General features: G+C 43.3%; 22 protein-coding genes. 17 read left to right on the top strand and 5 right to left on the bottom strand.

Annotated elements, in window-relative coordinates; all coding sequences use genetic code 11:
- Positions 1–20: 20 nt before the first annotated feature.
- The 10 genes from NST34_RS21575 (at position 21) to NST34_RS21530 (ending at position 11,256) form a co-directional block, all read left to right on the top strand.
- Entirely contained in the window at positions 21–1,025 is a 1,005-nt protein-coding gene (locus NST34_RS21575) for an asparaginase (protein ID WP_339242520.1), read from the top strand.
- A gap of 89 nt (positions 1,026–1,114) precedes the next feature.
- Positions 1,115–2,719, top strand: coding sequence for a glutathione ABC transporter substrate-binding protein (locus NST34_RS21570; protein ID WP_341128751.1), 1,605 nt, complete (start codon positions 1,115–1,117; stop codon positions 2,717–2,719).
- Positions 2,720–2,832: 113 nt separating this feature from the next.
- Positions 2,833–3,756 carry an ABC transporter permease subunit gene (locus NST34_RS21565; protein WP_042189920.1) on the top strand — a complete coding sequence of 308 codons (924 nt, stop codon included), beginning with the start codon at positions 2,833–2,835 and terminating at the stop codon, positions 3,754–3,756.
- Between the two features lie 69 nt (positions 3,757–3,825).
- The gene (locus tag NST34_RS21560; RefSeq protein WP_042189918.1) at positions 3,826–4,737 is read left to right on the top strand and encodes an ABC transporter permease; all 912 of its coding nucleotides are present in this window, start codon (positions 3,826–3,828) and stop codon (positions 4,735–4,737) included.
- A 13-nt stretch (positions 4,738–4,750) separates the two neighbouring features.
- Positions 4,751–5,752 carry an ABC transporter ATP-binding protein gene (locus NST34_RS21555; protein ID WP_341128750.1) on the top strand — a complete coding sequence of 334 codons (1,002 nt, stop codon included), beginning with the start codon at positions 4,751–4,753 and terminating at the stop codon, positions 5,750–5,752.
- Positions 5,749–6,741: an ABC transporter ATP-binding protein gene (locus tag NST34_RS21550; protein WP_042189914.1), complete on the top strand. Its 993-nt coding sequence runs from the start codon at positions 5,749–5,751 to the stop codon at positions 6,739–6,741. Before NST34_RS21555 ends, NST34_RS21550 begins: the two co-directional genes overlap by 4 nt.
- A gap of 41 nt (positions 6,742–6,782) precedes the next feature.
- Entirely contained in the window at positions 6,783–8,237 is a 1,455-nt protein-coding gene (locus NST34_RS21545; protein WP_341128749.1) for a leucyl aminopeptidase family protein, read from the top strand.
- A 24-nt stretch (positions 8,238–8,261) separates the two neighbouring features.
- Positions 8,262–8,954, top strand: coding sequence for a copper homeostasis protein CutC (locus NST34_RS21540; protein ID WP_076286577.1), 693 nt, complete (start codon positions 8,262–8,264; stop codon positions 8,952–8,954).
- A 27-nt stretch (positions 8,955–8,981) separates the two neighbouring features.
- Entirely contained in the window at positions 8,982–9,932 is a 951-nt protein-coding gene (locus tag NST34_RS21535) for an ROK family protein (RefSeq protein ID WP_143764145.1), read from the top strand.
- 49 nt (positions 9,933–9,981) lie between these two features.
- Entirely contained in the window at positions 9,982–11,256 is a 1,275-nt protein-coding gene (locus NST34_RS21530) for an alpha-L-fucosidase (protein ID WP_341128748.1), read from the top strand.
- A gap of 395 nt (positions 11,257–11,651) precedes the next feature.
- On the opposite strand, the gene NST34_RS21525 is transcribed toward NST34_RS21530, so the two are convergent.
- Positions 11,652–12,647: an HAAS signaling domain-containing protein gene (locus tag NST34_RS21525; RefSeq protein ID WP_341128747.1), complete on the bottom strand. Its 996-nt coding sequence runs from the start codon at positions 12,645–12,647 to the stop codon at positions 11,652–11,654.
- Positions 12,634–12,981 (bottom strand): PadR family transcriptional regulator, encoded by a 348-nt coding sequence (locus tag NST34_RS21520; RefSeq protein WP_341128746.1) that lies wholly within the window; start codon positions 12,979–12,981, stop codon positions 12,634–12,636. Before NST34_RS21520 ends, NST34_RS21525 begins: the two co-directional genes overlap by 14 nt.
- 529 nt (positions 12,982–13,510) lie before the next feature.
- Between NST34_RS21520 and NST34_RS21515 the strand changes: the two genes are divergently transcribed.
- The 5 genes from NST34_RS21515 to NST34_RS21495 all read left to right on the top strand — a co-directional run bounded on the left by NST34_RS21515 (position 13,511) and on the right by NST34_RS21495 (position 18,210).
- Positions 13,511–13,978: a MarR family winged helix-turn-helix transcriptional regulator gene (locus tag NST34_RS21515; protein WP_042189900.1), complete on the top strand. Its 468-nt coding sequence runs from the start codon at positions 13,511–13,513 to the stop codon at positions 13,976–13,978.
- 96 nt (positions 13,979–14,074) lie between these two features.
- Positions 14,075–15,046: a ring-cleaving dioxygenase gene (locus NST34_RS21510; RefSeq protein ID WP_341128745.1), complete on the top strand. Its 972-nt coding sequence runs from the start codon at positions 14,075–14,077 to the stop codon at positions 15,044–15,046.
- 32 nt (positions 15,047–15,078) lie between these two features.
- Positions 15,079–16,140 carry an LLM class flavin-dependent oxidoreductase gene (locus NST34_RS21505; RefSeq protein ID WP_179085855.1) on the top strand — a complete coding sequence of 354 codons (1,062 nt, stop codon included), beginning with the start codon at positions 15,079–15,081 and terminating at the stop codon, positions 16,138–16,140.
- A 15-nt stretch (positions 16,141–16,155) separates the two neighbouring features.
- Positions 16,156–16,722: an NADPH-dependent FMN reductase gene (locus NST34_RS21500; protein WP_341128744.1), complete on the top strand. Its 567-nt coding sequence runs from the start codon at positions 16,156–16,158 to the stop codon at positions 16,720–16,722.
- Positions 16,723–17,115: 393 nt separating this feature from the next.
- Positions 17,116–18,210, top strand: a complete 1,095-nt coding sequence (locus tag NST34_RS21495) for a winged helix DNA-binding domain-containing protein (RefSeq protein ID WP_341060132.1) — start codon at positions 17,116–17,118, stop codon at positions 18,208–18,210.
- A 210-nt stretch (positions 18,211–18,420) separates the two neighbouring features.
- Here the strand turns inward: NST34_RS21495 and baiCD are convergent, their stop codons facing one another.
- On the bottom strand, positions 18,421–20,346 hold the full coding sequence (baiCD, locus tag NST34_RS21490; protein WP_339266006.1) for a bile acid Fe-S flavoenzyme BaiCD: 1,926 nt from the start codon (positions 20,344–20,346) through the stop codon (positions 18,421–18,423).
- Between the two features lie 178 nt (positions 20,347–20,524).
- On the opposite strand from baiCD, the gene NST34_RS21485 reads away from it, so the two are divergent.
- A complete protein-coding gene (locus NST34_RS21485) occupies positions 20,525–21,058 on the top strand; it encodes a PadR family transcriptional regulator (protein ID WP_052404357.1) in 534 nt (177 codons plus the stop codon).
- Positions 21,059–21,116: 58 nt separating this feature from the next.
- A complete protein-coding gene (locus NST34_RS21480) occupies positions 21,117–21,647 on the top strand; it encodes a hypothetical protein (protein WP_076286585.1) in 531 nt (176 codons plus the stop codon).
- A 105-nt stretch (positions 21,648–21,752) separates the two neighbouring features.
- On the opposite strand, the gene NST34_RS21475 is transcribed toward NST34_RS21480, so the two are convergent.
- Positions 21,753–23,018, bottom strand: a complete 1,266-nt coding sequence (locus NST34_RS21475; protein WP_341128743.1) for an alkaline phosphatase — start codon at positions 23,016–23,018, stop codon at positions 21,753–21,755.
- A gap of 128 nt (positions 23,019–23,146) precedes the next feature.
- The gene (locus NST34_RS21470) at positions 23,147–23,755 is read right to left on the bottom strand and encodes a methyltransferase family protein (RefSeq protein WP_076286587.1); all 609 of its coding nucleotides are present in this window, start codon (positions 23,753–23,755) and stop codon (positions 23,147–23,149) included.
- Between the last annotated feature and the right edge of the window lie 11 nt (positions 23,756–23,766).

Raw genomic sequence — 23,766 nt, 5'->3', positions numbered from 1 at the left:
CATCGAAGGAGGTTGTACATATGGGGTTTACAACATTAGTAGAAGAATATCGCGGTGGCTTACTGGAGAATGTCCATTATGGTGCAGTTAGCGTGGTCGATGAGAAAGGTAATATTTTGTATAAAGCAGGTAATCCGGAGCATATGACCTATCTTCGTTCAGCTGCTAAACCATTCCAAGCTTTACCGGTTATGAAGCGTCGGATCGATGAAGTTTACGGTTTGACAAGTAAGGAAGCCTCACTCTTTACTGCTTCGCATCGGGGAGAGGCCTTTCATATTGAAGCACTTGAATCTCTTTTTCAGAAAATGGGATTAAAAGAAGAGGGACTTCATTGTTGTTCTACATACCCACTGAATGAGGAAGCCAAGGCAGAACGCCATCGGGCGAATGAGCCCACTCGTAAAATCTTTCATAATTGCTCAGGTAAACATGCAGGGTTAATGGGCCTTAGCAAATATATGGGTTGGGATATAGATACTTATTATGATCCTAACCATCCCGTGCAACAGGAGATCATTGATATCATGGCTTATATCGCAGAAGTATCGAAGGAATCCATTCCTCAAGGGATTGATGGCTGTGGTCTTCCTATCTTCGCACTCCCTCTTCATAAAATCGCTTATTCATATTTAAAGCTAGCCTGTCCTGATTTGATTGAGAATACGGAAATACGTAACGCAGCTGCTGCGACTGCAAAGCTTATGAACGATAATCCGGTGATGATTGCGGATACGAAATTCGTCTGCTCAGAGCTTCTAAAGGATGATAATCTGACGGCAAAGGGCGGCGCTAAAGGTGTATATGGGATTGGACTCCGAAAGGAACGAATCGGTATCTCGCTAAAAGTATCCGATGGCTCCGAGCAAGTATGGCCTTGTATCATCGCATCGATTCTGGAACGTTTAGGCTATAGCAATCAAGATACGATTGATCGTTTATATGCACTCGTGCCGAACACTATTGTCAATGATGGCGGCACAATTGTGGGCGAGCGACGTGCTGTATTCCAATGGGAAGTCTGATTATAAGGATCGAGAATAATCTTCAAGTCTCATGAATAATCGGACTGGGAGCTTTTCTAATACATCGTTTCTAAAGGGGAGTGTATAACATGAAAGCAAAAGGAAAAGTATGGTCAATGTTCATGCTGCTGCTTATTACAGTAGTAGTGACTGCAGGGTGCGGCAACAAAGCGAACAACGAGGGACAAGGCGGCAATACCGCTGGTGGAACGGAAACTAGCACCCCAACTACAAAAAATGATAAAGACATTGTAATTGCCATCAATGCTAACTTTATTACGCTGGACCCTCATAACGCAAGCGATACACATTCAATCAGCGCTGCCAGAACGATGTACGAAGGTCTAATGGGTTTTGATGAGAATATGAACGTAGTTCCTGTTCTTGCCGCAAGCCATTCCATAAGTGAAGACGGGTTGATCTACACGTTCAACTTGCAAGAGAACGTTAAATTCCAAGACGGTACTGACTTCAATGCTGAAGCGGTTAAAGTAAACATCGCCCGTATTCAAGATGAGAAGAACAATCTGAGACTGCGCAAAAGCTTTGCAAAGGTAGCCAAAGTGGAGACTCCTGATGCCAAAACCGTGGTTATTACACTCAGCGAGCCATACAACGCATTTTTAAATAAAGTAGCTATGGCACCTATTATTAGCCCGAAAGCTTTAGAAGAAAACGGAGCTGATATTTCGAAAAAACCTGTAGGAACGGGTCCGTTTAAGTTCAAAGAATGGGTGCAAGGTGATCGTCTAGTTGTTGAGAAGAATCCGGATTACTGGCAAAAGGACTTGCCGAAAGTGGATAGTATAACCTTTAGACCCGTACCAGAGAATGGATCGCGGATTGCGATGCTGAAGACTGGTGAGGCTGATTTCATTTATCCAATGCCTACCGAGCAAGTATCCGAGGTTGAAGGCCTTGAAGGAATTACTATAGATACCATCGATTCAACCATTGTTCGTTATGTAACTTTGAATACGATGAAGAAACCTTTCGATGATGTAAAGGTACGTCAAGCCATTAACTATGCTATCAACAAAGATGCGTATATCAAGGTGGTGAAATCGGGTCTTGGCGCTAAGCTCGATTCCACGATGTCATCCAAAACACAATATTATTCCCCACAAACAGGTTATGACTATGACATTGAAAAAGCTAAACAATTGCTTGCTGAAGCGGGATATCCAGACGGATTCGAAACCGAAATTTGGGGAGAAAACGAATCTGAAACGATGAAGGGTATGCAATTTATCCAACAACAGCTAGCGCTTGTAGGCATTAAAGTAGAAGTGAAGTCCATGGAAGGCGGTACTTTATCCGACCAAATTAACGCTGCTAAAACACCTGAAGAAGCAAAAATTCAAATGTGGTATGTCAGCTGGTCTCCATCCTCCGGTGATGCAGATGGTGCTACTAGAGGGTTGTTCAGTAGTGAAATGTTCCCACCTGCTGGCTCGAATACAGCTTATTATAAAAATGAAAATGTAGATAAATGGATTGCTGAAGCAAACAAATCTGTTGATCCAGAAGCGGCTAAATCCATTTATGCAAATATTCAAAAAACAGTATGGGAAGATGCTCCGTGGGCATTCATGGGCGTTGACCAAATCATCTCAGGCAAAAGATCGAATCTGGAAGGTGTCAAAGTCTTCCCGGATGGTTCCATTAATGTCCTAAATGCAGAAGTGAAATAATTCAAGTCAAACGCAAGATTTAATTTCCCAAGAATTGAACGAGGCCGCTTCTTAAGAATGGTAGGAAGCGGCCTCAACTAAATCATTTGTCGATACTGAAGGGGGCTTATGAGTTGGGTAGATATGCTTTACAAAGACTCCTCGGGGTTATTCCGTTGCTATTCATTGTATCGGTATTAGTCTTTCTGTTTATTCACTTAATTCCGGGCGATCCGGCCCGGCTTATTGCGGGTAAAGACGCCACGCTTGAAGAGATTCATGGCATTCAAGAGCAACTAGGTCTCAATCTGCCGCTGTGGAATCAATACATAAACTACATGAGCGATCTACTAAGTGGTAATCTGGGCAATTCGATTCGATCAGGGATTCCAGTAACCGATATGCTAGAAAGTAGAATAATGCCTACCTTGTGGTTAACGTTTCTCAGCATGGCTTGGGCGCTTGTCATTGGTCTTCTAATTGGTGTTATTTCAGCGGTTTATCGTAATAGATGGCCTGATCACTTAGGCACATTGACAGCCATTTCAGGGATGTCGATTCCTGGATTCTGGTTAGGTTTGGTACTCATTCAAATTTTCTCGGTAGAGCTTGGCTGGTTTCCGACCGGTGGTGTGGATTCATGGAAATCGTATATTCTTCCTTCCATTACACTTGGAATGGGAATTATGTCGATGCTGGCTCGTTACTCGCGGTCATCGATGCTAGAAACGTTACGGGAGGATTATATCCGTACTGGACGTGCGAAAGGCTTACGCGAGTATGTTGTTATTAGCAGGCATGCGCTGCGCAATTCTCTAATACAGGTCGTTACTGTAGCTGGACTTCAATTTGGATTCTTGCTTGGTGGATCGGTTATGGTTGAGACAGTTTTCAGTATTCCTGGTCTTGGTAGACTGCTGGTGGATTCCATTTTGTTCCGGGATTATACAGTTATTCAAGCTTTGCTGCTGCTGTTTTCAACACAATTTATCCTTATCAATTTAATTGTAGATTTATTGTATGGCGTACTCAATCCGAAAATCAGGTTTTCTCAGTAAGCTAGAGTAACTGAGAGGCAGAATTACGATAGTTTTCTATAGGGTGAATATAGGATTAGGAGGGATATCATGAGCGACAATTCGGCGGTAATGGGAACTAATTCTCCTATACCCGGAGAGGTAATAGCCCCGGAGAAAACAAAAGGCCGCGCGGGTGTTTTTATTCGCAAGTTCAGCAAACAAAAGATGCCCCTTGTGGCTGCATTTTTTATCATATTGCTTTTTTTAATTGCCATTTTCGGGCCATTTCTGACCCCTTATAATCCTGATGAACCGAACTATGATGCGCTAATGCAGGGTCCGTCTGCCAAGCATTGGGCGGGAACGGATGAATACGGCCGTGATATTCTAAGTCGCTTAATTGATGGTACAAGGTTGACTTTGGCGGTCAGTCTGAGCTCCGTATTGATTGCAGGTGTACTTGGAACCATCCTTGGTCTTGTCAGTGGATATTATGGCGGTTGGCTGGATCGGATTATTATGCGTGGCAGTGACGTATTGTTCTCATTCCCTGATTTACTGCTTGCCATTGGGATCGTCGCTATACTTGGGCCTGGTTTATCCAACGTTGTGATTGCCGTTGCAGTCTTCGGTACACCCTCGTTCGCCCGCATTATTCGGAGCGTAACATTATCTGCGAAGGAAACATTGTTTGTTGAAGCTGCCCGTTCAATGGGTGCAAAGAATCGTCGAATCATTTGGCGACATATTTTTCCTGAAACAGTCCCTAGTATCATCGTTAATCTATCTATGAAAATTGGCGGGGCAATCTTAGCCGCTGCGTCACTGAGCTTTCTTGGAATGGGTGCGAAGCCAACGGAGCCCGATTGGGGGGCAATGTTAAGCATGGGGCGCGATTATTTAAGTATAGCTCCACATATCGTTTATTTTCCGGGTTTAGCTATATTTTTGACAGTACTTGCATTTAACCTGGTCGGGGACGGACTGCGCGATGCTCTTGATCCCAAAATGAAAAACTAAGGAGGGACAAGACATGACTCAAAATTTGCTGGAAGTACAAGGGCTGAAAACGGAGTTCAAACGCGGCGATGGAAGTATAACGGCAGTTGCAGGTATTGACTTTGTGATTAAGAAAGGTGAAGTGCTGGGTCTAGTTGGAGAATCCGGCTGTGGCAAAAGTGTTACCTCACTGTCGATTATGCGGCTCCTTAAGGATACGCCAGGCCGAATTTCTGGCGGTTCTGTTCGTTTCGAGGGAACGGATCTGACAAAGGTTACGGACAAAGAGATGCGCCAGATACGGGGAAATGAAATGGCGATGATTTTTCAGGAGCCGATGACTTCGCTTAATCCTGTGCTGAAGATTGGTTTGCAATTGATGGAGCCGATAATGTTGCATTTGGGTTATGGTCGGAAGAAGGCTCGTGAACATGCCATTCATATGTTGCGGTTAGTTGGTATACCACGTGCGGAAGACTTGGTGGATGAATATCCACATCAGCTCTCTGGCGGTATGAGGCAGCGTGTAATGATTGCGATGGCGATGTCTTGCCATCCGAAACTGCTGATTGCAGATGAACCAACAACGGCGCTTGATGTAACGATTCAAGCTCAAATCCTAGATCTAATGAAGCACCTGAAAGAAGAACAGGATATGGGAATGCTGCTCATTACCCATGACCTTGGTGTAGTAGCAGAGCTATGCGACCGTGTAGTCGTTATGTATGCTGGTCGTGTAGTGGAGGAAGCTTCTGTTCATGAGCTATTTGCAAGACCGCAGCATCCATATACGAAGGGATTAATTCAATCCGTTCCTAAGCTGCGTCAAAATGTACGTCGCTTGGATTCCATTAAAGGGAATGTGCCTGATCTATCACAAATGCCAGCAGGTTGTAAGTTTGCGCCACGCTGCGATTATGTCACAGAGCGTTGTCTCTCGCAGGAGCCAGAGTTACTCCCGATTGAGGGACTAGAGCGAAAGAGTCGTTGTTGGCTTACACAGCAGGAGAACACGGAAGGAGGGGAACGTTTGTGAAGGAGACTCCACTCATTGAAGTTAAAAGTCTGAAGAAGTTTTTTTCGGTGAAGAAGGGCTTTTTCGGAACTACTAGATATTTGCACGCAGTTGATGGGATCTCATTCGCTATACGTAAAGGAGAAACGTTCAGCCTTGTGGGTGAAAGTGGCTGTGGTAAATCTACTACGGGTAGATTAGTGACTCGCTTGCTGGAGCCGAATGACGGTGAAGTGTGGTTTAAGGGTCAAAATATTAGCCATATCTCAGACAATCAAATGCGGCCTATTCGTAAAGATATACAGATGGTGTTCCAAGACCCCTATGCTTCGCTTAATCCACGGATGAAGGTGAAGGATCTTGTGGCTGAACCTCTGCTCATTCATACAAAGCTCTCGTCCAAAGAACGGGATAAACTAGCATGCGAGTTACTAGAGACAGTGGGATTGAATAGTATCCACGCCGAGCGCTACGCTTTTGAGTTCAGCGGTGGGCAGCGACAACGGATTGGAATCGCTCGGGCGTTATCTGTTCGCCCAAGCTTAATCGTGGCGGATGAGCCTGTGTCAGCACTGGATGTATCGATTCAGTCACAAGTGCTAAATCTGTTGCAGGATCTGCAGGAAGAGTATGGCCTGACATATTTATTCATTTCACATGATCTGAGTGTTGTTGAGCATATTAGTGATCGAATTGGAGTTATGTATCTTGGTTCGCTCGTAGAGACGGCGGATAAGGATACCTTGTATGATCGTCCAATGCATCCATACACACAAGCACTGCTATCTTCTGTACCTGTACCCGATCCTACCTTAAAGAAGGAGCGCATTATTCTGAAGGGAGATCTTCCAAGTCCGGTTGATCCACCGTCGGGATGCCGTTTTCATACAAGATGTCCCTCCTGCATGGAAATCTGTAAGCAGCATGTACCGATATTCCGAGAAGTCGAACCAGGTCATGAGGTTGCGTGTCATTTATTTGATGAAGAAATGCTGAAATTAGAGCGATAACTGAAATTGTGAGATAACTTTACGGAAAAGAAGGGACAGCGATGAATATCTTATTCGATTCCGCTAATGTGGCGGATACTATTGTCTATTTAGCTTATGACGAGGAGTCTTTTCCTTTTAAGCTGGGAGTGCCCCACAAACAGTGCAGCAGTGTGACTTGGTTACATGCTCGCACTGAGGAAGAGTCTGATGTGTTAGCGGTAGGAATGGGAAAGCGCAAGGATATTACGCTTGAGAGGATTCGCCGAGCGGGTGGAGCTGCTGCTCGTGCAATTCAAAAGGAAGGACGCAGAAGTGCTTCGCTTATTCGCTTAGCATCCGAGGCTATAAATAGGAATAAGGATATTTCTGCTGATGATGAATTACAAGCTTGGATGGAAGGCTGGATTCTCGGCTTGTACCGTTTCCAAACTTATCGGGGAACTACCAAGGTGGAAGGCTCTGTTGATTTACAGCTTCAATCGATAGATTGGCCTGAGCTGTCATCGATTGAATTGGAAGCTGTACGTGTTTCTGCACAGATACGCGCTGAAGGAGCTGTAGTTGCTCGCGATCTTGTGAATGAGGTACCTGGGACACTGAATCCTGATCGTTTTGCGGAATGGATGGCAGAATTTTTCGACCGTGATGATGCTGCTTTGAAAGTCCATATCTATCGAGGACAGGAGCTTGTGGAACTTCAGATGAATGGGTTGCTCGCAGTTGGAGCAGGGAGTAAGCACGCTCCAGCCCTAGTTGAAATTCGTTACGAGAGTAACCCTGAATTACCGATGTTAGCACTGGTAGGTAAAGGTGTAACCTTTGACTTAGGTGGCATGAATGTGAAGACGGCTAGCGATATCAGCGATGCACGCATGGATATGGGGGGTGCAGCTGCTGTAATTGGGGCTATGGATATTTTGATACGGAAGCGTGCCAATGTAAATGTGACCGCACTTATTCCAGTCGTTGATAATGTGCCAGATGCTGAGGCTATGTTACCTTCGTCTGTTATCCGCTACCCTAACGGGGTAACTGTTCAGGTTGCGAATACGGATGGCGAGGGTCGACTTATCATAGCGGATGCGCTTATTCATGCCGCGAATATCGGAGCAAACCAAGCTGTTGATATCGCTACCCTAACTGGAAATGTCGGTGCGGCGCTCGGATTAGGCATCGCGGGCATATGGGGCGATGCAGATATAACGCAGAGCCTGGTTGAGATCGGGGAGCGTAATGGAGAACGACTGTGGCCCATGCCGTTAATGGATGAATATGAAGCAGATCTTCGGAGTAATTACGCTGATCTCCGCAATGTTAGTACTTCCCCCTTTGCAGGTGCGATTACAGCAGCCCTATTTATTCGGCGCTTTGTAGCAGAATCGATGAGCTGGGTTCATATTGATATGGCTGGGACGGTACAGTACAAACAGGATGTGGGGTACTCTGAAGCTGGAGCGACGGGATATGGTGCACGTCTGCTCGCCGATTATGTCATGAAGCAAGTGCATCATTAACAACTGGAAGAGTGGGTGAAAGTTATGAGATTGGAAATCATCGCTACTTGTATGGATGATGCTCTGACGGCTGAGGCGAATGGCGCAGATCGTCTTGAGCTTATTACTGCCATTACGGAAGGTGGATTAACACCAGGAATAGGGTTGGTGGAGCAGGTAGCCAAATCGGTTAGCATTCCTGTCTTTGTTATGGTCCGTCCGCACAGTCGATCATTTAACTATTCCAAGGATGATATTTTGACCATGGCTGCAGAGATCAGGCAGATTGCAGCCAGTGGTGCTTCGGGAGTTGTTCTTGGCGCATTAACACCGGAAAAAAAGATCGATGAGCATGCGCTTGAAATATTATTGCCGTTGACAGATGGCTTACAAGTAACCTTCCATCGTGCTTTTGACGAGCTGGAGGACCAAATTGCAGGTTATCGGACGCTTTGTAATTACCCGCAAATCACTCGTATACTTACCTCTGCTGGACCAGGTCCGGCACCTGAAGCCATTCCCGCTATGCGTAGGCTAGTAGAGGAATCAAGAGGTAGTTCGATAAGTATTTTGGCTGGAAGTGGTTTGAAGCCAGAAGGTATTACAACGTTTATTCAACAGACCGGAGTCACAGAAGTACATTTTGGATCGGCTGTTCGTCATGGCAAAGATGCGTTGTCGCCAATCGATCCAGTAGCCCTGCGGGCGTTAGCTAAGAATATTCATTCGAACGGCTAATAATAGATAGTGAAAAGGTGAATGGTTATGCATAAGGCTGAGAGCTATGTAGTAGGAATTGATTTAGGCGGAACAAAAATTGCCGCAGCATTATTCGATTCAAAGGGTACCATGTTGAATCGGGAATTAATGGAGACAGCTGGCGCGCGCACCGCTGAAGAGGTGGTGCAGCGAATGATCGGAATGATCCGCTCTGTATCCGAAGGGCGACCGCTGATTGGAGTCGGACTGGCTTCACCTGGAGCTGTGAATAGCCAGGATGGAATCGTAATTCACGGTACCAATCTTCCTGAATGGGATAATGTTCCACTGAAACATTGGATGGAGTCAGAACTTGGCATAGAAGTGAAGGTGGTAAACGATGCGAACGCTGCGGCTTGGGGCGAGTATGTAAGAGGGGCTGGTAAAGGCTCGAACAACATGGTGTATGTTACCTTCAGCACAGGAATTGGAGCTGGAATTGTTATGGATGGTGAGCTACTGCTCGGAACGAACTCATTTGCAGGAGAACTCGGTCATAATATTATTGACCCGAACGGAACGGAATGTAGCTGTGGAAGATATGGATGCTGGGAAGTATTTGCTTCGGGTACAGCGATTCGGGATATGGCACTGCGGAGTATGGAGAGCAGAACGTCGATGATTACAGAGCTGGCTAGTAGAAGTGGTGAAAAGATTAATTCTCGACACGTCTTCGAAGCGATGGCACTAAAAGATCCTGTGGCTGTTGAGGTGATTGAGCGAACGATTCATTATATGGCGATTGGATTAGCTAACGCGGTACATACGTTTAATCCTGATCGCATTGTAATTGGTGGAGGCGTAAGCAAAGCTGGTGAACTACTGTTTCCAGCGCTGAGAGAGAAAACAGAGGAACTTGTCATGAAGCCGTATAAAGGAACTTATACTATTGAATCAGCAGGTCTGAGGGATGATGTAGGTCTTATAGGCGCTGCAGCATTATTTCATACCGTCTAGACTATCTGAACTATTTATCAAAGTTAGCGAAAACGGAGGGGCTGTAGAGATGGGTACAAGAGAAGAAAGAACGAGATGGTTCTTACAGGATAGATTCGGTATGTTCATTCATTGGGGATTATATTCCATTCCAGCACGAGGTGAGTGGATTCGTGGAAACGAGCGAATGAGTAGAGAGCATTATATGACGTATTTCGATGAATTTGACGCATCTCGATATGACCCGAAGAAGTGGGCCAGCGCAGCAAAAGCAGCGGGGCAGAAGTATGCGGTTCTTACGACCAAGCACCACGACGGATTCTGCTTGTTTGATAGCAAGCTAACAGATTTTAAAGCGACTAACACGCCTGCTGGACGTGATCTCGTTCGAGAATATGTAGACGCTTTCCGGGCGGAAGGTATTGCTGTAGGTCTGTATTACTCTATTATTGATTGGCATCATGATGACTACCCTGGATATGGTGATAAAGCGCATCCTGATCGGGATAACGAAGCGGCTAAAGACAAGCCGATTGATTTTGATCGATACTTGGAGTATATGCATGGACAAGTGAAGGAACTGTTGACGAATTACGGCAAAATCGACATCATGTGGTTTGACTTCTCCTACGACAATATGACCGGAGAGAAATGGAAAGCAACGGAGCTAATCCGTATGATTCGCTCTATCCAGCCGGATATTATTATCGACAATCGTTTGGGTGGGAATATCCGCGCGGCCGAGCCAGAAGAATATGCTGGAGATTTCTTTTCTCCAGAGCAGATCATTCCTCCCGGTGGCATTGTTGACGTGAATGGTCAATCCATTCCATGGGAAGCATGCATTACGCTTAATGATAACTGGGGCTACCATTCCGAAGATAAAAATTATAAATCAACCCAGCAGGTCATTCGCTCAATGGTCGAATGTATCAGTAAGAATGGGAACCTCCTCCTTAATGTTGGACCAGATGCTAAGGGTGAAATGACACGGGAATCACTGGTTATCCTTGACGAAGTTGGGGAGTGGATGCGCCTTAATGGCGAAAGTATTTATGGATGCGGGAAGTCTTCGCTGCCTAAGCCAGAGTGGGGACGTTATACGCAAAAGGGCAACAAGTTGTATGCGCACGTCTACGACCGTGGAATTGGCCCGATCTATTTCCAAGGCTTGAAAGGGAAGATTAAAAAGGCTAGATTACTACGTGATGGTACCGAGCTAAAGGTGGAGGTGCCGTGGATGGCTGAGGAATATTCGGATGTTGACGGTGGAGCGTTTATTACATTAAAAGGGGCTAAGCTTCCCGACGAGATGGATACGGTTATTGAGCTTGAGCTTCTTTAATTAAACCAGATAGAGTGTCCCATAAGTCATGAATGGCTGTTGGGGCACTCTATTGTTTTTTGATTGATTCCTATAATAATTACGACATATACAAAGTACCTATCGAGCACAGATGACTCTAATCGAAGTATTATTGCATTTTTGGGATGTTAACGGACCGTATAGACACTATTGGTATGAAAAACACCATTTATGAACCTCTTTCAAGGGAATAGCTGCGCTGGAATCCGAAACTCTGTTTAAAAGGCTGGGAATTCGCAAATAACGTCCTCTGGGTCCGTAACACTTAGAGGGTGCTGACTGACACTGTGAAAGCTGTTGAAGCAGGCAGCCAACGAATCAGAATACAAAGCGGCGATTCTCCAAATAACAGGAGAATCGCCGTTCTGTGAATACTAAAGGCGAGCCTTGCGGAAGCCTTCATATATATTGAGAACCGCAACTAAAATCAGGCAAGCAATTCCCCCACCTACTAACCCCGTTTCAAATTGATTAGCTGAAGTTGTTAATAAATTAGACATGTAGTTAATGAATTCTTGGTTAAATACATTCGGATTTATAAGGATAATAGCGAATACAATAAGCACTAAAAGCTCGAGGCCCGTATTACATAATGCTAATTCTCTAGTCCATTGTCTCTTTATTAATTTATATATAGTTAATGCGACTTCTAATCCGATCACAATAAGAATAATAGGCCAATAATCAAGTAACACATGCTGATTAAAAGCTGGGGCTACGAAGTTAAGTGCGCCTTCACCGCCTCTATAGACTCTGATCAGGTGTTCAGCATTAAAATAAACAGTAGCCCAAATGGCAGTCCACAGTAAACTTCCGAACACTTCGAAGCTTGTAATTGCTTTTTTCTTATGGACAAGCGCGATATCCTTCAAATCATCAGGAGTCCATTTCCTTAATTTTGTAGTAAGTGGATGACCTTCCTTTCCTTTATCCGCCCGTTCGATAATAGCGAACACAACAGTTATCCAAAAAAAGACTTGGATTCCTACTTCAAGGAAGATTCCAATTCCTCTACTTATAACTGCAGTAACAATATCCGCAACTGTTTTATCTCCGCTATAGCCAATCAAGTAATCAGCAACCAGAGCGATTAAAGAAACAACTACAGCGATCGGTATAATCATTTTTAACAACGTAACATATAAATCGAAATAGCGTGGGCCGATGAGATACATGGGCTGATCGCGATACTCACTAGCTAAAATAGCGGGATTGCCCAATTTTGTAAGGACGGCTTTTACCTCTTTTTCGTCATAATCATCCGGTAACATATCCTCGATGGTAGATCGTAATTCGAGAGCGATATCCTCCCGATTTTGTTCCGGTAACCTCCGAGTCACTTCATGAATGTAAATCTCAATTAGATTCATGGTCATCCTCCCCTTGTAATAGGCCGTAGAGCTCTTTCGAATTCTTAAGCCATTCTTCCTTTAGCTGTAAAAAAATTTCTACGCCATAGTCACTTAGAACATAATACTTACGGGGTCTGCTCTCGGATTTGTCCCAGCTGCTCGTCACTAATTCCTGTTTCTCTAATCGGCGAAGTAATGGATATAGGGTGCTTTGATCGATGATGATGCTGGATTCCTCCAACAATTGAACGAGCGAATATCCGTACTGGGGTGTTCGTAATTGACTTAAAACGGCTAGCGTTAACGTACCTCTCCTTAGCTCTGTGATTAAAGAATTTAATAAAGTACTCATTCACCCACCTCATTATTTAAAATATAAGGATTTATAATCTCTTATAAATTGTTCTTATATTTTTGGTTTAAACGCTTGCTGTCCTTGAGAGGACGTCGAAGCCGCTTATACTTACTATGTGTCATACAGTATTCGATCTATACTATGCATCATACACTATTGTTGTTCTAACATCAATTGAATAAAATAATCTTCTAAGAAATAAATAAGAAAATTTTTCTATTTTGTGAAGCAGTTTGATAAAAAGGAGGTTGTGAAATGATTCCATTTTTTAGTGACATCCCGAATGCTTCTACATGGGAGGTAGTTAAACCGGTTCATAAGGGTTGGTCAAAGGGAAGTTGCTAATATGCTGAGCCGAGCGGAGAGTGTTCTGGAGTGGTATGATGATTTTCAAACCTATATTCCGAAGTGGTATTTGGCAAGCGTGTAGGATTTTTACTGAGCTTGACTCCTCGTCAGTTTACTAGTATACTCATATTAACAAATCAAATAACACATAAAAAAAACAAACGATGGACGTGACCAAATGAGAAACAATGGATTCACTGAAGATAACCAATTAAGCTTATTGATCTGGTTGCGGCTGGTTAGGGTATATGAGAATAGTAACGATCTTTCCAATGAATTCTTGAAGCAATTTAACTTAACAGTTAATCAATTCGATACCTTGGTACAAATATTATTACATCAGCCTGTAACACAGATGGAAATTGCCGAGCATCTAACCATTACTAAAGGTGGGGTATCCCATATGCTTGGCAGATTAGAGAAAGAAGGATGGATTGAACGCAAACAGGATTGGAAAGTGAAGTACATTACTTTAACGGAAAAGGGCCAAACACTTATTGAGAAGGTACTGCCCTTGCAATCGGATTTCCAAGCCTCGTTATTCGATCCACTGACAGATGAGGAGAAGAAAGTGTTTTACAGCATGCTTAAAAAGATTCATCGCCATAGCCAAGATGAGAATCGACTCCCGCGAGGTGTTCAGTAGTATCGCAAAAGCTTTATTGATAATAAAGCTTACTTTTTTCTTCATCAGTATACTAGTAAACTTAAATTCGACAAAACTCATTAGGAGGTTTTTAAAATGAAACAACAACCCATAAACGGACAACATCATGTGTCTATGCTTACTAAGGACGCTAAACAAAACTTATGGTTTTATACAGAGGTCCTGGGACTGAGACTTGTAAAGAAAACGGTCAATCAAGATGATCCATCCATGTACCATCTATTTTATGGAAATCGTAATGGTGCTCCTGGAACCGAAGTATCTTTCTTTGAAATGCCAAATGCAGGTCAGACCCGCAAAGGGACGAACAGTATTAGCTCTTTCTCCCTTCTTGTTCCTAGCGATGAAGCCTTGTCGTATTGGGCTAGTCGATTAGATTCTTTTGAAGTTCCTCATGAAGCGATAGTAAGTATCGGGGAACGTAAGTCGCTTACTTTTTATGATAGAGATGAATTGACGGTCCATTTAGTATCGGCTGAAAAAGATAACGGTATCGAGCTAGTTGAACCGTGGATTACAGAAGACATCCCTCCAAAGTATGCCATCGTTGGGTTAGGACCCGTTGAATTGACTGTACGTGAGGCTGGCCGCACAAAAGCGGTTTTGGAAGATATCTTGGGCTATACACAAGTTCGGACAGTACCCTCCATGGGTGATTCCAAGAATATGGTAGATATATATGAAACGGGGAAGGGTGGTTTATACACCGAGCTCCACGTCAAAGAAGTAAATGACAAAGATCGGGAGAGACCGGGTAAAGGGAGCATCCATCATGTGGCTATAAGAGTGAAGGATATCGAAGAACTAACCGAATGGGCCGCTAAGATCACTGCTGCAGGATTTAAAAATACAGGGGTCATTGATCGTTATTACTTCCATTCCTTGTATTTCCGGGATCCGAACCATATTCTTTTTGAGCTTGCTACAGATGGCCCGGGATTTGAGATTGATGAAACTTTTGACGCGCTAGGAGAGAATTTGACCTTACCTTCATTTCTGGAAGAACGTCGTGAAGAGATTGAATCGAAGCTTCATCCTATCCGCTAAACCTAATACAACTATGAAAAGAGGACATAATCATGATGGAACAATATAGAATCGATGAGAAAAAAGGGTTGGAGCTAGGTTTATACACGTTAGGTGATCACACCACAGACGCCTTAACAGGAAAAGCAATTAGTGAACGACAACGGATTCAAGAGATCGTAGCGGCTGCCAAATTAGCTGAGGATGCTGGATTAGATGTATTTGGGGTAGGCGAGAGTCATCAACCGAAATTCATTACCTCAGCTGCCTCGGTTGTCCTTGGAGCCATTGCAAATGCAACCGAACGTATAAAGCTTGTCAGTTCAGCAACTGTACTAAGTACAGCAGATCCTGTACGTGTATATGAGGACTTTGCAACATTGGATTTGTTATCAGGCGGTAGAGCAGAGATTGTTGCTGGACGTGGATCGCGTCTCGGGGCCTATGAACTTTTTGGTTATGACGTAAGAGATTATGAAGAATTGTTCGAAGAGAAAATTGAATTGCTCATGAAAATAAATGAGTCCGATCGCATAACGTGGGAAGGGAAATTCCGCCCTGCATTAAATGATATGGAAATCTTCCCTAAGCCCTTAAATGGAAAGTTACCAATTTGGCGAGCGGTTGGGGGACCTCCAGCAAGTGCAATTAAGGCGGGAAGAATGGGGATCCCGATGATGCTGACCACCCTTGGTGGACCGTCATCTGCCTTTAAAGGTTCTGTAGACGCGTATCGTATGGTTGCTGCAGAGTCAGGGTTTAATCCAGCAGAACTTCCCATCAGTACAACTTCTTTAATGTATATTGATCCGGACTCACAAAAAGCATTCCGCGATTATTATCCATATATCAATCACTTGATGAAAGAGCTTCGTGGGTCTTACTATCCGAAAGAACAATTTGCGGAAGCGATGAGTGTGAGAAATGCACTGCTCGTGGGAAGCCCGCAACAAATTGTGGAGAAGATCCTCTATCAACATGAGATGTATGGCCATAATCGTTTTCTAGCTCAGATTGATGTCGGTGGGTTACCTTATGCTCAAGTGGAACAAATGATTGACCTGTTCGCATCTGAAGTAGCACCAGCCGTAAGACGTGCTACAGCTAAGAAATAAGAAAGAGGGGATAGTATGAAGATCATTGGGATTTCAGGATCCATTGTTGGATCGAAGACTAGAATTGCTGTACAGCAAGCACTTAACAACATCATAGAAAAGCATCCGAATTTCGACGTAGAACTAATTGATCTAGGAGATTATAAGCTGGAATTTAGTGATGGACGCAGCTACATGGATTATACAGGTGATACCAAAGTTGTTCTGGAGAAAATCATGGCCGCCGACGCGTATATCATTGGCACCCCAGTTTTTCAAGCTTCGATTCCAGGAACACTTAAGAACCTATTTGATTTACTCCCGGTTAATGGGTTTAAGGATAAAGTTATCGGAATTGTAGTAACTGCAGGTTCTTCAAAACATTACTTAGTGGCAGAACAACAACTGAAACCGATCCTCTCTTATATGAGAGCGGTGGTGGTTCCTAAGTATGTTTTTATTGAAGAGAAACAATATGACCGGAAAGTAATTGTGGATGATGATATTATTTTTAGACTGAATCGACTAGCTAATGAATTGGTGAACACCACGAATGCGTTGCAGCAAGTGAAGCAAGCGGAAGAAGCAGCGTTTTTCTTTTAAAAAGAAGGGCTCTGTTTAAGAAAATACCTTCAGTCTGTAATATAAAAGGGGATTTTATCCCTAACGTTGTATTTCGTGCAACAGAATGGATCCAAAAGAAAGGGGATCTGAATTCTGTTGCATTTTTTACAATTAAATATAGGTTAAAACTCTTTTTTGAAGGTTTTCTGCAAATTCTAATGTACGAAGTGCAACAGAAACCTTTTTTTGAGGTCTGTATATGACTTTCTATTGCACATTATGCAATGGAATGGAGCTCATATTCTAATTTAATCTCGTATTTCAATAGAATCAATAGTAATATCGACATAGACATGAGCAAGGACTTAACCATTTTGTTAAATAACTGGAAGTATATAATTTGAGGATTCATTTCTGAAAAGGGGGAGTAGTGTGACGAATAACCTTATTGCAAATAGTAGGTTGTATAATCAAATGATTGCAGGCTCTTTACATCACACACCAGAGCAGGTCGTGAAAAAAATGGGGGCTATGCAAGCGCAAGACTATATGCAGGCGGTTTGGGCCATCGGACTACGTTCTCCTGCTACGAAATTAGCTGATATAGAGCGTGCAATCGCTGACCGTAAGATTATACTTACTTGGACGCTGCGAGGTACGCTTCATTTCGTCCCAGCAGAAGATGTAAAATGGATGCTACAGCTCTCTGCACCGCGTTTAGCATCACAAACGAAGCGGCGAATGGCTGAGCTTGGACTTGATGATCAGACACTGGAGCGCTGTAGAGAAATTATTGTTGATGCTCTAAAGGGCGGGAAGCAGATGGATCGTTCGGTCCTACTTCAGCTAATAGAAGAGGAAGGCATCCACACGGGGAATCAACGCGGTTATCACATGCTCTGGAATAGTGCCTATCAAGGACTGATTTGTTTTGGTCCGATGAATGGTAAACAGCAAACGATTGTATTGTTAGAGGAATGGGTGCCAGATTGCCGTGAGCTATCTTACGAACAATCGTTGCAAGAACTCGCGTTGCGGTATTTTACAGCCCGTGGATTAGCGACCGTTCAGGACTTCGCTTGGTGGGCAGGCATAACCCTTACAGATGCCAGACGAGGGCTAGAATCTGTGAAAAAAGAACTTCAATCGACAGATATAAATGGCAGTGAGTATTGGATGTCTAACCATCGAGTAGTTTCAGCGGATGAAGAGTCAGGTATCTATTTACTTCCAGGTTTCGATGAGTACATTCTTGGTTATAAAGACCGGAGTGCTGTACTTGAACCTGAGACGGCTCCTTTAATTGTTCCTGGCAACAACGGTGTTTTCCTGCCTATGATTGTTGTTGGTGGCCAAGTTATAGGTACATGGAAACGTTCGATTAAGAAAAAAGGAATTGAGATAGTCATTCATCCATTTAGAGAACTTGGAAATGCTGAAGAAGCTGTGTTTAAAGCTGCTGAAAGATATGCTGCTTTTATCGGGCTGCCGATACTCAATTTTAGCGTGTCTTCTACATTGACATGAGAATGAAAATATCGTTCAGGGGTGAAGATCAAGTTCATGAATGAGGGCGAGTTAAGGTGCTTTATAGAAGACGAATACATATGGAACAGGTGCAGGCACTAACGCACTTATTAGCCCCTGAAAGTTGATTTTTCAGATAGTTCTGATAAGAACGTAACCCGGCAGGTGCGACCTGCCGGGTTTATTCATAAATCTAATTGACTATATGAACTAAATTCGTCTAGCTAATTCTGCACCCTCCCAAATAGCATTAAGCGCTCTGCGAGCTTGTACTGCATCCCCAATTACATGATAAGGAATGGAGCTTTCCTCCAAGAAGTTCTGAAGGGGTTGCTTGTTTAGGGCGCGTGATCCTACTGCGATTACTACATAATCGGCTGGCAGGCTGAGAAGCTCCCCATCTTTTTCAACCATCACGCTATTCTTTTGGATCGTCATGCACTTGCTGTTGGTCATTAATCTAACACCGTGGCCATATAAGCTTTCCATTACACAGATTTTACGAAGGATACCCAGATCATTTGCTACATCGGCTTGCATTTCTACAACAGTGATTTGATTTCCGCGTTCGACCAGGAGCTCAGCGACCTCGAGACCGACCAAACCCCCTCCAATAATAACAACTCGACCTTCAGGATGAGCTGTTCCCCATAATACATCATGTGAATTTACTACATGACTACTCAGAACACCTTCTACTGGAGGGATAATTGGGGCCGATCCGATTGCAAGAATGACTTCATCCGGACTGATTTCTTGAATAAGCTCTGGAGTAACCTCCGTATTCATTCGGATTTCTACACCTTCACGTTTAGCCGTCTCTCCCATATTCAGAGCAGCCGCGGCCATTTCTTCTTTACGCGGTGCGGCACCAGCGATATAAAGCTGTCCGCCTAGAATGTCATTCTTTTCGCATAAAATTGGAGAATGCCCACGACGTTTCAGTGTGATTGCTGCTTCTAATCCGGCTGGCCCACCACCGGCTATAAGTACTTTTTTTGGTGTGCTCGCTCGCTGTAATTCATATTCACTTTCTCTTCCGGTAGCAGGATTAAATACACAGCTGATGAAAGGCACCTTCGGATTTACGAATCCATCGAAGCAGCCTTGATCACAACCCACACATTTAACAATGGTGTCCGCGCGTCCAGCTAATGCTTTGTTACAGAATTCAGGATCTGCCAATTGAGCGCGGCCAATAGCTACGAAATCAGCCAGTCCTTCGGCAATAATTCGATTAGCAATAGCTGGATCATTAATACGACCTACAGCTATAACTGGAATGTTAACCACGGATTTAATTTGTGCTGCATTATCTACATTGAAGCCCACAGGTAGATCGATAGGTGGTACTTCATATTTGATAGCTGCGCCTGCTGGAACTCCGCGCGATACATTAATCGCATCAATACCAGCATCCTCAGCGAGCTTCGAGAAGAGCTTCATATCTTCCAGTGTAAGTCCGCCGGGAAGATCCTCGATAGCAGAGATTCTCATCAAGATAGGGAACCTAGGTCCAACGGCTTCTCGAATGGCACGGATACAAGCGAGCGGAAAGCGACAACGATTCTCCCAGGAACCGCCGTACTCATCCTGACGGAAGTTCATCGCTGGGCTTAGAAATTGTTGTGGCAAATAACCATGACCAGCATGGAATTCTACACTGTCAAATCCAGCTTTTTTCGCACGTGAAGCAGCATCTGCGTAAGCTTGAACCATCTCACTAACTTCGTGATTCTCCAGCTCTCGGGGGATATGTGTTACACCCTCGAAAGGGACAGGGGAGGAGGAGACTTGAATCAGGTTGGGAGTTACTTTCCCTCCATGCCATAACTGAAGACAGCTTTTGCCGCCTGCATCACGAATAGCATGAGCCAATTGGGTCATACCAGGAATGAATTTATCATCATAAATGGCTGGAGCATCCTCAGAAGCAGCCGTTGGGTGAACGGTTGTTACTTCAACTGTATTTAAGCCGTTACCTCCTTTTGCGCGTGCTACATGGTAATCAATCAAGCGCTCGCTGACATACCCACCCGGAGCATTCATTTTTGTTCCCATGGCAGGCAAAATGACCCGGTTCTTAAGCTCCATATTTCCTATCGTACCTTTGCTGAACAAATGTGCGAATTCCATGCTATAACTTCCTCTCTCTATATATATGTTAAAAATAACTAGGTTATTTTAACCTATACTATCGAACGGAACGATAAAAGTATGTGCATAAAATCACGAAGTATTTGGCACAAATGCAGTCCTTGAGGTAAGATAAGAAAATGACCGGAAATGAAGTCCGGTAGTTCGGAGGATGAATATGGATATTGAAGTCTTGATTCTGGCTCAACTAATGAAAGGGTCAAAACATGGTTATGAGATTAAAAAAAATATCATTTTCGTAATGAGTAACGATAAAATCGTTAATAATAATTCGCTGTATCCGAAGCTGAAATTGTTTGAAAAGCGAGGTTGGGTGATTAAAAAAACGGAAATGCAGGAAAACCGGCCTAAACGGTATGTGTATTCCATCACAGCCGAGGGTGAGGAGCGGTTTCATATCTGCTTGAACGAATTTTCACTGGAGACTATTCGTATTGATAATGAATGGTCTATTCGTCTTGCTTATTATGAGCTACTGGATCAGGAGGCCCGCCGAAGATTACTTGATTACAGAGAGACTTACATGAAAGAGAAGCTGGAACATTTACAACAGTTATCCCTAGTGGTTGGGAACGGTGAAGATTTGGATTACTCTGAAGAGCTATATTTTTATACCCGAAGTATGGTATTACATGAGCTAGAGTTAATCCATGAGCTTTCCCATAAACTGGACGCCTTGGATATGCATTGATCCGTATCTCGCTGTCGATCATCATTGTAACTGAAATTAATCAAGAAGGGGGTTTTCCTTGAGAAAAGTATACTTATTAACCCTTGGTCTTGTACTCCTGTTTATTTTTTCAGCCTGCGATCAAGAACAGGCAAGTGATTCTGTAATTAAGGAAGTAACGGTTACATCCAAGGGGAGAGTCATTCAATCTGTCTTAAAGCCACTTGAAAGGAACACTAATTCAGAAGAAGTTAATGTATCTTTCCAAAGCCTTATGGCTGAACCGGATGTTTCAATTCCCTATGTGAAGCTTGGAGAAATCATAGAAATCGAATTTAGCAATACAGCCCCAAACAGCTACAAATTGACAGATTATATTTTGAAAGATAATGGTACTTTAAAGTATAAAAAAGAAACAGCAGAGCCGGTAAATGTTGAATGGGCGGATAAGACAGCTACTTTTAAGCTCGATTCGAATATGGCGGCTTTTCTTAGTTCAGATAGTAAGGATTATGAATCAGGGGCAACTATACGGGGATTTCGACTGACAGGCGAGTGGCTAGACCAGACTAAGGAAATCACGTTTGTTATTCGAACAGATGCTAAGTAGGTATGGAGATCATCATAGTGTATAAGGGAGAACCCGGGATTGCGATTCATCAATCAAAAAGACTAACCAGAAAGTCTGGCTAGTCTTTTATGTTGTTCGATCTTTTTATTTCACTTTAATACCCATGGCTTGCGCAACCTTAGTGAATACTTCGGTATTTTCGTATACTCCTGTAAACAACTGAGCGTTTTTGCCCATGGCCGTAATTGGAATATTCACTGCTGTATGACCTGAAGTTGTCCAGTCTACAACGAAATTCTGTTTGGAGTTAGCGATGGCAAACGGACCATCTTCTTTGGAAATGCCGTCACCTGATTCATCTTCAGCGTCTACGGCTTCAATAGAGAATCCACCTGTTTCATGGTCGGCGAGAACTAGGACAAGGGTATCCGGATTCTTTTTAGCGAAATCTTTGGCAATCTGTACGGACTTATCTAACTCTTGCCCCGCTTTAATCGTCATCTTGGCATTGTTTTGGTGTGCAAATTCGTCAGTACCCTCTTCTTCAACCATCAGGAAAAATCCTTTTTTATTTGCTGCAAGCGTGTCTATCGCTTTTTTCGTCATTTCAGGGAGGGATACAACCGGGTTGTAGATATCTCCTTCACCCTCTGGCTTTTGCTGGAACATTTCCTCATTTGCAAATAACCCGAGAAGCTTGCCGCTTTTCGCCTTTTGCATATCGGTTTTGTTCGTTACGTAGGAGTATCCAAGCTGTTTAGCTTTGTCTACAAGGTTCCCTTGCGTTCCTTTGCTCTTCTCTGAAGGATCTTCAGCTGGCTCATCTGCGAACTTACCTGGATTCCCAGCAGGATACCAGAAGTCTTCGCCTCCACCGAGAAGAACGTCAACTTTGCTCTTGGTCAGAAGCTGCAGAGCGATATCACTTTGTTTGGAGCGATCTTCAACATGAGCACCGAAGGCAGCGCCTGTAGCATCAGTAATTTGGCTGGTAGTTACAACGCCTGTAGATTTCCCTGCTGATTTTGCATATTCCATAATGGTTTGTACGGACTTTTTATCTGCATTCATCCCAATGGCACCGTTATAAGTCTTGACTCCGCTGGCATAGGCTGTGGCTGAAGCAGCTGAATCTGTAACAGGGACAGTGGAGCTTGTATGAATTAATCCAGCATATGGCATAGAATCCATCGCTAGATTTCCTTTTTCACCTACTGTAGCTAGGCGGATGGCATTGCGCTGGGCAGTACCCATTCCGTCACCGACAAACAGAATCACATTTCTTGTGTTTGATGAAGCTGCATTGGCCTGATTTGGTGCTTGTGTAGTGACTACGTTGGAAACGAAGAGAGCAGTTGCTGCAGTCGCTACAATTGCCGTCTTAACGCCGTACTTTTTCGGTGATTTCATAATTTCCCTCCTAATGTATGTTTACAACCTCATACTATAGTAATTACATTAAGAGAATGTTTTCGGATATTGTAAAAAATGTAAATTGTAGCGTGCTTGAAAGGATAGGATTTACAGTAGGTAAGATTTCAAAATAAAATATATCTAGGTGTATTATTACAATATTGAATATATTCATCTCCGAATACAGATTTTAAATGCTGCTCTTCCTGAAGAATAAGTAAATGAATGGCTACCATGTTAAGAAAGAATATAATTAGTGTTAATGAATTTGGATACATAAGATACAATCCAAGAAACATGAGATCAAAACCGACAAATGCGGCATTTCTACTAAATTTATATATACCGTGCGTGATGAGTTTTGTTACAGTAGACTTATCAATCCCAACTCTCCACGAAGTACGCATGGCAATCATTGCTTGTATGAAAATGGAACATCCGAGGGCTACTACACCAACACCGATAAAGTGAATCGCCGGATGATTAAAATGTTCTCCTACTAGTGTAACTATGTATGACTCCGCTAAGGAAAACGTAAACCACGCTGCTCCCCACACAAAAGTAGTAGTCTTAACGAACAGCTCGGTATAATGGATCATAGATCGTTTATTTCCTTTAGCTAATACGTTTCCTTTAATGTGGTTCTTTTTGTAAAGTATAAGGAGCTTCAAAAGGTAAGAAATAAGGAATATGGAGAAAAGAATTAGGGATAGGATATTTTTTAGATTACTCATTGTAATTTCCT

The sequence above is a fragment of the Paenibacillus sp. FSL H7-0714 genome, assembly GCF_038003765.1.
Lineage (GTDB): Bacteria > Bacillota > Bacilli > Paenibacillales > Paenibacillaceae > Paenibacillus_AQ.
Note: the sequence above shows the minus strand (reverse complement) of the source record. Positions and strands in the feature narration are given on the sequence as shown.